Below are 11,367 nucleotides of genomic sequence, written 5' to 3' on the forward strand. Positions count from 1 at the left end.
GCAATGAACAGCGTTGAAGTACAAATCGCAGGCACAAAAAAGCCGCTGGTCAGCGGCTTTTTGGCGAAGATCGGTTTATTTCAGCCCCGACATCTTCTCGATTGCGCCTTTCAGCTCAGCATCCGAGCAATCGGCGCATGTGCCTTTTGGCGGCATGGCGTTCAAGCCGGTGATCGCCTTGGCCAGCAGGCCGTCGAGGCCGCCCTGGTGGTCGGCGCGGTCTTTCCAGGCCGCGCTGTCACCGATCTTCGGTGCGCCCAGCAAACCCGTGCCGTGGCACGCATTGCAGTGCTTGGCAATCACTTCATCCGGCGTCTTCGCGCCGCCGCCGCCGCCCGCAGCCACGGCCACTTCCATCCCTTTGCATTCCTGGCCCTGGACACACACCTGGCCGACAGGCTCCAGGCGCTTGGCAATTTCATCATTGGTCGCAGCTTGAGCGCTGACAGCCCATAGGGCCAGTACGGTTGCTGGTGCAGCCAGCATTTTCATAATTAGGTTCACGCGTTCACCCTCAATGGTGGCTATTCACGCCTGCGGCCACGGTTTCGCAGGCGGCGAAAGTATAACGGTTAGCCCGTCATGCCGAAACAACCCTATTAAATAAAGGGAGATTCGGCCTCACGGTTACAGCAACGGGTGTGTCTGCAACGCTGGCAGCACGCCTCTTCTGTCAAAAGTTCGCAGGTGTGGCTGCGCTGATTAGCCGCGCCGGCACGTCGAACGGGTTGCGAAAACGATGCGGCTTGGTGCTTTCAAAGTAGTAGCTATCGCCGGCTTCGAGCACAAAAGTTTCAAGACCGACCACCAACTCCAGGCGACCTTCCACCAGAATCCCGGTTTCTTCGCCTTCGTGGGTGAGCATTTCTTCGCCCGTGTCGGCGCCCGGCGGGTAGATCTCGTTAAGAAACGCAATCGCCCGGCTGGGGTGCGCGCGCCCGACGAGTTTCATGGTGACGGCGCCGTCCGAGATGTCGATCAGCTCATTGGCTTTATAGACGATCTGCGTCGGTTTTTCCTGGAGGATCTCTTCGGAAAAGAACTCGACCATGGACATGGGGATGCCGCCCAGCACCTTGCGCAAGGAACTGATCGAGGGGCTGACACTGTTTTTTTCGATCATCGAAATGGTGCTGTTGGTGACACCCGCGCGCTTGGCGAGCTCACGCTGGGAAAGACCTTTGAGTTTACGGATGGATTGCAGTCGTTCGCCGACGTCCAATGCAGGAGCCTCCTAGGATTCAGGCTTTGTTGTAGTTGAGCGTTATCATGGCGACAGCGTTCAGTATTTACAACACTTGGACCTAAATCCCGGTGGGCTCTGCTCGTAGGCGCTGCTTAAGCCCCGCAATAGAGCCTTGGTACGCGGCGCAGGTTGCAGAAAATCTGGTAGGGGATGGTCTCGGCAGCCGCCGCCACGTCACTGGCAAGGATATTTTTGCCCCACAGCTCCACGGTGGAACCGAGGCCGGCCTGGGGCACGTCGGTGAGGTCAACGCAGAGCATGTCCATGGACACTCGGCCCAGCAACTGGCTGCGCTGGCCTGCCACCAGCACTGGCGTGCCGGTCGGTGCATGGCGCGGGTAGCCGTCGGCATAGCCCATGGCAACCACGCCGACGCGCATCGGTTTTGGCGTGATGAACTTGGCGCCGTAACCGATCGGCTCACCGGCCGGCAATTCACGCACGCAGATGACTTTCGATTCCAGGGTCATCACCGGCTGCAAACGCGCAGCGATGGCCTGGTCCTCACCAAACGGCGTGGCACCGTAGAGCATGATGCCTGGGCGCACCCAGTCGCTGGACATATTCGGCCAGCCCATCACCGACGGCGAATTACGCAGGCTGACCTCGGCCGACAACCCTTGGCGCGCCGCTTCAAACACCGCCACTTGCTCGTCACTGCGCACGCAATCGAGTTCATCGGCGCGGGCGAAGTGGCTCATCAGTACAATCTTGGCCACTTTGCCGCTGGCCAGCAGGCGCTGGTACGCCTCGTGGTAATCCTTGGGGTGCAGGCCCACGCGGTGCATGCCCGAATCGAGCTTGAGCCAAATGGTCAGCGGTTTGCTCAGCCGGGCTTGTTCGATGGCTTCCAACTGCCACAACGAATGCACCACGCACCAAAAATCATGTTCGATGATCAGCGGCAGTTCGTCAGCTTCGAAAAAACCTTCCAGCAGCAATACCGGCGCACGAATCCCGGCAGCCCGCAGCTCCAATGCCTCCTCGATGCACGCCACCGCAAACCCATCCGCCTCGGCTTCCAGCGCCTGGGCCACACGTACGGCACCATGGCCATAGGCATCCGCCTTGACCACGGCGAGGGCTTTGGCCCCCGTCAGTTCACGGGCCAATTGGTAGTTGTGGCGCAGGGCTTGGAGGTCGATCAGGGCACGGGCAGGACGCATGGCGGCAGGCTTCTAGGCGGTAAAGTGAAGAAAAACCGGCGCCGACTATCAGCCACGGCGCCGGGGGAAAAAGCTACGTTTAAGGCAGCGCAGCCACCACGGACAGCTCTACCAGAATTTCCGGTTCGCACAGTTTGGCCTCAACCGTGGCACGGGCCGGGGCCACGCCTTTAGGCAGCCACTTGTCCCACACCGCGTTCATGCCGGCGAAATCGGCGTCGATGTCTTTGAGGTAGATCGTCACCGACAGCAACTTGGTTTTGTCGGTGCCGGCCAGGTCCAGCAAACGTTCGATATTGGCCAGGGTTTCGCGGGTCTGCTGTTCAATCCCGGCATTCATGTCGTCGCCGACCTGCCCTGCCAGATACACGGTACCGCTGTGAACAACGATCTGGCTCATGCGCTCATTGGTGAGCTGGCGCTGGATTGACATGTTTTGCGGACTCCTGGTGGTTACTGCCGTAACGGGAAATATCGAGACCTTCGGCGCTGATCTGCGGCGTTTTTTTCGCCATCAGGTCAGCCAGCAAACGGCCAGAGCCGCACGCCATGGTCCAGCCAAGTGTGCCGTGGCCGGTGTTCAGGAACAGGTTCTTGAACGGGGTGGCACCGACAATCGGCGTGCCGTCGGGTGTGGTCGGGCGCAGGCCGGTCCAGAAAGTGGCTTCAGTCAAATCGCCGCCCTGAGGATAAAGGTCGTTGACGATCATCTCCAGGGTTTCACGTCGACGAGGGTTCAGCGACAGGTCAAAACCGGCTATTTCAGCCATGCCGCCGACGCGGATGCGGTTGTCGAAACGGGTGATCGCGACCTTATAGGTCTCATCCAGAATGGTCGAGGTCGGCGCCATCGCCGGGTTGGTGATCGGCACGGTCAGTGAGTAACCCTTGAGCGGGTACACCGGCGCCTTGATCCCCAGCGGCTTGAGCAGCTTGGGCGAGTAACTGCCCAGGGCCAGTACGTAACGGTCGGCGGTTTCCAGCTTGCCATCGATCCATACGCCATTAACGCGATCACCGGCGTAATCAAGGCGCTGGATGTCCTGTTCGAAACGGAATTCCACGCCCAATTGCTTGCACATGTCCACCAGACGCGTGGTGAACATCTGGCAGTCGCCGGTCTGGTCGTTGGGCAGGCGCAGGGCGCCGGCGAGGATATCGGTGACGCTGGCCAGGGCTGGCTCTACGCGGGCAATGCCGGCGCGGTCGAGCAATTCGAACGGCACGCCGGATTCTTTCAATACGGCGATGTCTTTGGCTGCGCCATCCAATTGCGCCTGGGTGCGGAACAACTGCGTAGTACCAAGGCTGCGGCCTTCGTAGGCAATGCCGGTTTCGGCGCGAAGTTCGTCAAGGCAGTCACGGCTGTATTCGGACAGGCGCACCATGCGCTCTTTGTTCACCGCATAACGGCTCTGGGTGCAGTTGCGCAGCATCTGCGCCATCCAGAGGTACTGATCGATATCGGCGGTGGCTTTGATCGCCAGTGGCGCGTGGCGTTGCAGTAACCACTTGATGGCCTTGAGCGGCACGCCTGGCGCGGCCCAGGGCGAGGCATAACCCGGCGACACCTGGCCTGCGTTGGCGAAACTGGTTTCCATGGCAGCGGCGGGCTGACGGTCGACCACAACCACTTCAAAGCCGGCCCGCGCCAAATAGTAGGCACTGGTCACCCCAATGACGCCGCTACCCAAGACCAGAACGCGCATTTTTATATCCTCATCACGGGCTTAGCCGCTGACGTGTGTTATTCGAGCAATGATGGGCGCAGTGTAAAAAACAATGACCAGTGCATTTCACTATATAAATGCCTATATTTGGCGACAATTCTCGGCAAAAACCCTTTTCACAGAGGCGTATCCCCTATGCGTACCAACACCCAGACCAAGCGGGAGCTGGACAAGATCGACCGCAATATCCTGCGCATCCTGCAAACCGATGGGCGTATTTCGTTTACGGAGCTGGGGGAAAAGGTCGGGCTGTCGACCACGCCGTGCACCGAGCGGGTCCGCCGCCTGGAGCGCGAAGGGATCATCATGGGCTACAACGCGCGGCTCAACCCGCAGCATTTGAAGGGGAGTTTGCTGGTATTTGTCGAGATCAGCCTGGATTACAAGTCGGGCGACACCTTTGAGGAATTCCGCCGCGCCGTGCTGAAGCTGCCCCATGTGCTGGAGTGCCACTTGGTGTCAGGCGACTTCGACTACCTGGTGAAAGCGCGGATCTCCGAGATGGCCTCGTACCGCAAATTGCTCGGCGATATCTTGCTCAAGCTGCCGCATGTGCGCGAGTCCAAGAGCTATATCGTGATGGAAGAGGTGAAAGAGAGCCTGAACCTGCCGATCCCCGACTGACCAAATGACACAATTCGGTCAAATGTGGGAGCTGGCAAGCCAGCTCCCACATTTTTTTGATCCAGTACATCCGTCAGACCAGTACTTGCCGGGTACTCGCCATGTACTCGTGAATTTGCTTCTCAACCCTAGGGTGAATCAATTCCACCGGCCGCCGCCCATTCGGGCACGGCAACGTCTTGGTAGTGCCAAACAACCGGCAGATCAGCGGCCGCTCGTCATACACCGTGCAGCCGTTCGGCCCCAGGTGCACGCAGTTCAGCTCGTCCATGGCCGCCTCCTGCTCGGCGGCAGTCTTGCGTGGCAGGCGCGACATTTCCTCGGGTGAGGTGGTCACCGGCCCACAGCAGTCGTGGCAGCCGGGGACGCACTCGAACGAAGGTATCTGCCTGCGCAGCGCGCTGATTTTCTGGCTGTTGCAACTCATCGAAACACTTACCGAACGGCGAATAGGCGTGGATTCTGACGCAAAACGTGCTGCGCAGACAGCTTCGTCCGACCGCTGTATCCTGCGTCAAATTTTCCAAACAGGGATGCTCCCCATGACCGCCAGCGCCCGGCACACCGCTTCCTACTACGCCGCCAGCAGCGTTTCACAGCCCGACTACCCGGCGTTGATGGGCGAAGTGCGCGCCGATGTGTGCGTGATTGGCGGCGGCTATTCCGGCATAAACACAGCGCTTGAGCTGGCCGAGCGTGGCTTTAGCGTGGTGCTGCTGGAAGCGCGCAAGCTCGGCTGGGGCGCCAGCGGCCGCAACGGCGGCCAGCTGATTCGCGGTGTCGGCCACGGCCTGGACCAGTTCAGCAACGTGATCGGCAGCGACGGCGTGCGCCAGATGAAGCTGATGGGCCTGGAAGCCGTCGAGATCGTGCGCGAGCGGGTCGAGCGCTATCAGATCCCCTGCGACCTGACCTGGGGTTACTGCGACCTCGCCAACAAACCCCGCGATCTGATCGGCCTGGCCGAAGACGCCGAAGAACTTCGCAACCTCGGTTATCGCCATGAAGTACGTCTGCTGCAAGCCAACGAGATGAGCAGCGTGATCGGCTCCGAGCGCTATGTAGGCGGCATGATCGACATGGGTTCCGGCCATTTGCACCCGCTGAACCTGGCCCTCGGCGAAGCCGCCGCCGCGCAGCAGCTGGGCGTGAAGCTGTTTGAGCAGTCCGAAGTGACGCGCATCGACTACGGCCCCGAGGTCAACGTGCACACCGCCAATGGCAACGTGCGCGCCAACACCCTGGTGCTGGCCTGCAACGCCTACCTCAACGGCCTGAACCCGCAATTGAGCGGTAAGGTGCTGCCCGCCGGCAGCTACATCATCGCCACCGAACCCTTGAACGAAGCCCAGGCCGCCAGCCTGCTGCCGCAGAACATGGCGGTGTGCGATCAACGCGTGACCGTGGATTACTTCCGCCTGTCCGCCGACCGCCGCCTGCTGTTCGGCGGAGCCTGCCACTATTCCGGCCGCGACCCGCAGGACATCGGCGCCTATATGCGCCCCAAAATGCTCAAGGTGTTCCCGCAACTGGCGGACGTGAAGATCGACTACCAATGGGGCGGCATGATCGGCATCGGCGCCAACCGCCTGCCGCAGATTGGCCGGCTGGCCGACCAGCCAAACGTGTATTACGCCCAGGCCTACGCCGGCCATGGCCTCAACGCCACGCACCTGGCCGGCAAGCTGCTCGCCGAGGCAATCAGCGGCCAGCAGCAGGGCCGTTTCGATTTGTTCGCCCAGGTGCCGCACATCACCTTCCCCGGCGGCAAACACCTGCGCTCGCCGCTGTTGGCGTTGGGGATGCTCTGGCACCGGGTCAAAGAGCTGCTCTAATCAGTCGCGCCAGAACGGCTTCATGCCTTCCTGGCGCGCCTGTTCGGCAGTCAACCCGACGTCACGCAGTTGCTCACCGGTCAGGTGCAGCAAGGCTTTGCGCGTGTAGCGGCGGTGCCAGAACAGACTCCAGCGGCTGATATCGCGCGGCGCCTTCGCCCGCTCCTGCCCTGCCTGCAATTGCTGACTGTGTAACATCAGCCGCACATCGCTCATGCCGTTCATCGTGTTGCCCCTCATTTGCCTGTTGCCATGAGTGACTAGGATGGGCGCACGGGCAAAACCATTACAGATTCAACCAATCTTTATTAAATCCATACAGATACTGCCCATGAAGGGCTGAATCCTGTATTTTTCGCCTATCTGTACTGGTCCCCTCGGAGCGATCACCATGACCCTCTACGTCAACCTCGCCGAATTACTGGGCACGCGCATCGAGCAGGGCTTCTATCGCCCCGGCGATCGTTTGCCGTCCGTGCGGGCCTTGAGTGTGGAACACGGGGTGAGCCTGAGCACCGTGCAACAAGCCTATCGCTTGCTCGAAGACAACGGCCTGGCAATGCCAAAGCCCAAGTCGGGCTACTTTGTGCCGGTCGGACGCGAGTTGCCGGCGCTGCCGGAAATCGGCCGTCCGGCACAGCGTCCGGTGGAAATCTCGCAGTGGGACCAGGTGCTGGAGCTGATTCGCGCCGTGCCGCGCAAAGACGTCATACAGATGGGCCGTGGCATGCCCGATGTATTGTCGCCGACCATGAAGCCCCTGCTGCGCAGCCTGGCCCGCGTGAGCCGCCGCCAGGACCTGCCGGGGCTGTATTACGACAATATCCTTGGCTGTATGGAATTGCGTGAGCAGATCGCCCGACTGTCTCTGGATTCAGGCTGCCAGCTGACTGCCGAAGATATCGTCATCACCACCGGCTGCCATGAGGCGCTGTCCGCCAGCATTCACGCGATTTGCGAGCCTGGCGATATTGTTGCGGTCGACTCGCCAAGCTTTCACGGCGCGATGCAAACCCTCAAAGGTCTGGGCATGAAGGCCCTGGAAATCCCCACCGACCCCATCACCGGCATCAGCCTCGAAGCACTGGAGCTGGCACTGGAACAGTGGCCGATCAAGGTCATCCAGCTGACCCCCAACTGCAATAACCCGCTGGGTTACATCATGCCCGAGGCACGCAAACGCGCACTGCTAACCCTGGCCCAGCGCTTTGACGTGGCGATTATTGAAGACGATGTGTACGGCGAATTGGCCTACAGCTACCCGCGTCCGCGCACGATCAAATCTTTCGACGAAGATGGCCGTGTGCTGCTGTGCAGCTCGTTCTCGAAAACCCTGGCGCCCGGCCTGCGCATCGGCTGGGTAGCGCCAGGGCGCTATCTTGAGCGGGTGTTGCACATGAAATACATCAGCACCGGTTCCACAGCGACGCAACCGCAGATCGCCATCGCAGAGTTCCTCAAAAACGGTCACTTCGAGCCGCATTTGCGGCGGATGCGCACCCAATACCAGCGCAATCGCGACTTGATGCTCGATTGGGTCAGCCGCTATTTTCCGGCCGGCACCCGTGCCAGTCGGCCCCAAGGCAGCTTCATGCTATGGATCGAGCTGCCGGAAGGCTTTGATACCTTGAAGCTTAACCGTGTGCTGATGGAACAAGGCGTACAGGTGGCAGTGGGCAGCATCTTTTCCGCCTCCGGCAAATACCGTAATTGCCTGCGCATGAACTACGCTGCCAAGCCAACGCCGCAGATCGAAGAGGCAGTGCGCAAGGTCGGGGCCGCCGCGATGAAGATGCTTGCCGAGGTGACCGACTGACCTTTCCCCGCAATCTGCCGTCATATCCCACAACCGCCCTGACCTGGAAGCAGTGCCTTTGATGATTCGACGGCTTTTACCGTTTTTGCTGCTGGGCGCCCTGACGCTGAGTGGCTGCGCCACGGTCGATGCACCGCGCATCCCCAGCGACGCCCTGCCTGCGGCGCAATCCTCGTTCGGGCGCTCGATCCAGGCCCAGGCGGCGCCGTACCAAGGTCGTTCGGGCTTTCGCCTGTTGCCCAACAGCAGCGAAGCCTTCATGGCCCGTGCCGAACTGATCCGCAATGCTCAGAGCAGCCTCGACCTGCAGTACTACATCGTGCACGACGGCATCAGCACGCGCATGCTCGTGGATGAACTGCTCAAGGCCGCCGACCGTGGTGTGCGCATCCGTATCTTGCTGGACGACACCACCAGCGACGGCCTCGATCAGGTTATCGCCACCCTCGCCGCCCACCCGCAGATCCAGATTCGCCTGTTCAACCCGCTGCACCTGGGCCGCAGCACCGGCGTGACACGGGCGATGGGCCGGCTGTTCAACCTGTCGCTGCAACACCGGCGCATGCACAACAAGCTGTGGCTGGCGGATAACAGCGTGGCCATTGTCGGCGGGCGCAACCTGGGCGACGAGTATTTCGATGCCGAGCCCAATCTCAACTTCACCGATATCGACATGCTCAGCGTCGGCCCGGTGGCCGAGCAGCTCGGGCACAGCTTTGATCAGTACTGGAACAGCGCGCTGAGCAAGCCCATTGACGACTTCGTCTCAAGCACCCCGTCCAAGGGTGACCTGAACGCCGCACGCGCACGCCTGCAAGACTCGTTGGCTGAGTCGCGTCAGCAGAACCACGCCCTCTATAACCGCTTGCGCACTTACCAGACACAACCGCGCATGGACATCTGGCGCCGCGAGCTGATCTGGGCCTTTAACCAGGCGTTGTGGGATGCGCCGAGCAAGGTGCTGGCCAAGGCTGACCCCGATCCACGCTTACTGCTAACCACTCAGCTGGCGCCGGAGCTGGAAGGCGTCAGCCATGAGCTGATGATGATTTCGGCGTATTTCGTGCCGGGGCAACCCGGGCTGGTGTACCTGACCGGGCGCGCCGATGCGGGCGTGTCAGTCAGCCTGCTGACCAACTCCCTCGAAGCCACCGACGTGCCTGCCGTACACGGCGGCTACGCGCCCTATCGCAAGGCGTTGCTGGAACACGGCGTGAAACTCTACGAGCTGCGCCGCCAACCGGGCGATGCGGGCGGTGGCAGTGGCCCACACCTGTTTCGCCGAGGCGCCTTCCACGGCTCGGACTCCAGCCTGCACAGCAAGGCGATGATCTTTGATCGGCAAAAGTCGTTTATCGGCTCGTTCAACTTCGACCCGCGCTCGGTGCTGTGGAACACCGAAGTCGGGGTGCTGGTAGACAGCCCCGAACTGGCGGAACACGTGCGCAACCTGGCGCTGCAAGGCATGGCGCCAGCGTTGAGCTATGAGGCGAAATTGCAGAATGGCCAGGTGGTGTGGGTGACCGAGGATAACGGCCAATTGCACACCCTGACGCGGGAGCCGGGCAGTTGGTGGCGCAGGTTTAATGCCTGGTTCGCCACCAGTGTTGGCCTGGAGCGCATGCTGTAAGAACAACAGGGTCAACTGTGGGAGCCGGGCTTGCCCGCGATAGCGGAGTATCAGGCGCCATTTGGGCAAGCTGACACACCGCTATCGCAGGCAAGCCAGCTCCCACAGTTGATTGCATTTCAAATGCTTAGGCAGGCTGTGCGGCGCCGAATGCGCCCTGGCGCAGTAGCAACACCACCAGCCCCAGCGCCCCGGCCGCCATCAGCAACGGCAGCGCATGCCCGCTGACCCATTGGCTGCCCGCGCCCGCCACCAGAGGCCCGATCAGGCAACCGATGCCCCACAGCTGCGCTACGTGAGCATTGGCACGCACCAGCGCATCGTCGCGATAACGCTCACCGATCAGGATCAGCGACAAGGTGAACAACCCACCGGCACTCGCGCCAAAGATCACCCACACCGGCCAGATCAACTGCGTATGCAATAGCAAAGGAATCGCCAGGCTTGAGGCCAGCAACAACACCGCGCAGCTCAAGAACAAGGTGCGCCGTGGCAAGTAATCGGCCAAAGCGCCAATGGGCAATTGCAACAGCGCATCACCGACCACCACGGTGCTGACCATGGCCAAGGCAATCTCGGCGGTGAAACCCTGCTGCAGGCAATACACCGGCAGCAGCGTCAGAATCATCGCCTCGAACGCGGCGAACAAGGCGACCGCCCAGGCAATTGCCGGCAGCGTCAGGCAGAAACGCCACAGGTCACTGAACGTCACGCTGAAGGACTCGGCGGTTGGGGCACCGGAACGCCCTAGCAGCAACAGCGGCGCGACCACCAACAAGCCAACGCCCACCCAGAAGCCATAGTCATGGTCAGTGCCCAGTACGCCCAGCAGCAACGGGCCCGACAATTGGCTCAAGGCATAGCTGCAACCGTACAGCGCCACCAGGCGACCACGCCATTGCTCGACCACCAACTGGTTGATCCAGCTTTCACCCAGGATAAACACAATGGTCAGGATCACGCCGATCATCAGCCGCAGCACCAGCCACACCGGGTAGCTGGGTAGTATTGCCAGCAAGCCGATGGAGATGGCACCGGCCCACAGGCACAGCCGCATCAGGTTGGCGGTGCCCAGCCACGAGGCCAGCCGGCTGGAGACCTTCGCGCCGAGCAGTACGCCAAAAGCCGGCATGGCGGCCATCACGCCAATGGCGAAGCTGCCATAACCCCAGCCTTCGAGACGCAGGGACACCAGCGGCATGCTGACGCCCAGGGCCAGGCCGACGCTGAGGACAGAGGCCAGCACGGCGAAATAAGTCGCCCAACGCATTTCCACGCTCCTGTGGATAATTATCAAGATCACACAAAACAGTGTGGGAG

General features: G+C 61.2%; 12 protein-coding genes. 4 read left to right on the forward strand and 8 right to left on the reverse strand.

Annotated features, from left to right (window positions below; translation table 11 throughout):
• Positions 1-75 precede the first annotated feature (75 nt).
• The 5 genes from HBO41_RS24585 to dadA form a co-directional block, all read right to left on the reverse strand.
• The gene (locus tag HBO41_RS24585) at positions 76-492 is read right to left on the reverse strand and encodes a cytochrome c5 family protein (RefSeq protein WP_138451010.1); all 417 of its coding nucleotides are present in this window, start codon (positions 490-492) and stop codon (positions 76-78) included.
• A gap of 181 nt (positions 493-673) precedes the next feature.
• Positions 674-1,222, reverse strand: a complete 549-nt coding sequence (locus tag HBO41_RS24590) for a cupin domain-containing protein (RefSeq protein ID WP_017135864.1) — start codon at positions 1,220-1,222, stop codon at positions 674-676.
• A gap of 116 nt (positions 1,223-1,338) precedes the next feature.
• Positions 1,339-2,412 (reverse strand): alanine racemase, encoded by a 1,074-nt coding sequence (gene alr, locus HBO41_RS24595; protein WP_017135863.1) that lies wholly within the window; start codon positions 2,410-2,412, stop codon positions 1,339-1,341.
• A 79-nt stretch (positions 2,413-2,491) separates the two neighbouring features.
• Positions 2,492-2,845: a RidA family protein gene (locus HBO41_RS24600; protein WP_017135862.1), complete on the reverse strand. Its 354-nt coding sequence runs from the start codon at positions 2,843-2,845 to the stop codon at positions 2,492-2,494.
• Positions 2,817-4,121, reverse strand: coding sequence for a D-amino acid dehydrogenase (gene dadA / locus HBO41_RS24605; RefSeq protein ID WP_017135861.1), 1,305 nt, complete (start codon positions 4,119-4,121; stop codon positions 2,817-2,819). Before dadA ends, HBO41_RS24600 begins: the two co-directional genes overlap by 29 nt.
• A 156-nt stretch (positions 4,122-4,277) precedes the next feature.
• Here dadA and HBO41_RS24610 point away from each other — a divergent pair, with 156 nt between their 5' ends.
• Positions 4,278-4,766, forward strand: a complete 489-nt coding sequence (locus HBO41_RS24610) for an Lrp/AsnC ligand binding domain-containing protein (protein WP_003176896.1) — start codon at positions 4,278-4,280, stop codon at positions 4,764-4,766.
• Between the two features lie 73 nt (positions 4,767-4,839).
• Here the strand turns inward: HBO41_RS24610 and HBO41_RS24615 are convergent, their stop codons facing one another.
• Positions 4,840-5,193, reverse strand: a complete 354-nt coding sequence (locus tag HBO41_RS24615; RefSeq protein ID WP_017135860.1) for a YkgJ family cysteine cluster protein — start codon at positions 5,191-5,193, stop codon at positions 4,840-4,842.
• Between the two features lie 115 nt (positions 5,194-5,308).
• On the opposite strand from HBO41_RS24615, the gene HBO41_RS24620 reads away from it, so the two are divergent.
• Positions 5,309-6,601 carry an FAD-binding oxidoreductase gene (locus HBO41_RS24620; RefSeq protein WP_169988064.1) on the forward strand — a complete coding sequence of 431 codons (1,293 nt, stop codon included), beginning with the start codon at positions 5,309-5,311 and terminating at the stop codon, positions 6,599-6,601.
• On the opposite strand, the gene HBO41_RS24625 is transcribed toward HBO41_RS24620, so the two are convergent.
• The gene (locus HBO41_RS24625) at positions 6,602-6,826 is read right to left on the reverse strand and encodes a DUF1127 domain-containing protein (RefSeq protein ID WP_017135858.1); all 225 of its coding nucleotides are present in this window, start codon (positions 6,824-6,826) and stop codon (positions 6,602-6,604) included.
• Between the two features lie 166 nt (positions 6,827-6,992).
• Here HBO41_RS24625 and HBO41_RS24630 point away from each other — a divergent pair, with 166 nt between their 5' ends.
• Positions 6,993-8,417, forward strand: coding sequence for a PLP-dependent aminotransferase family protein (locus HBO41_RS24630; RefSeq protein ID WP_169988066.1), 1,425 nt, complete (start codon positions 6,993-6,995; stop codon positions 8,415-8,417).
• Positions 8,418-8,478: 61 nt separating this feature from the next.
• Entirely contained in the window at positions 8,479-10,047 is a 1,569-nt protein-coding gene (locus HBO41_RS24635) for a phospholipase D family protein (protein WP_169988068.1), read from the forward strand.
• 127 nt (positions 10,048-10,174) lie between these two features.
• On the opposite strand, the gene HBO41_RS24640 is transcribed toward HBO41_RS24635, so the two are convergent.
• On the reverse strand, positions 10,175-11,317 hold the full coding sequence (locus HBO41_RS24640; RefSeq protein ID WP_169988070.1) for an MFS transporter: 1,143 nt from the start codon (positions 11,315-11,317) through the stop codon (positions 10,175-10,177).
• Positions 11,318-11,367 lie beyond the last annotated feature (50 nt).

This window comes from Pseudomonas sp. WS 5146 (assembly GCF_012985495.1).
GTDB classification, from domain to species: Bacteria; Pseudomonadota; Gammaproteobacteria; order Pseudomonadales; family Pseudomonadaceae; genus Aquipseudomonas; species Aquipseudomonas edaphica.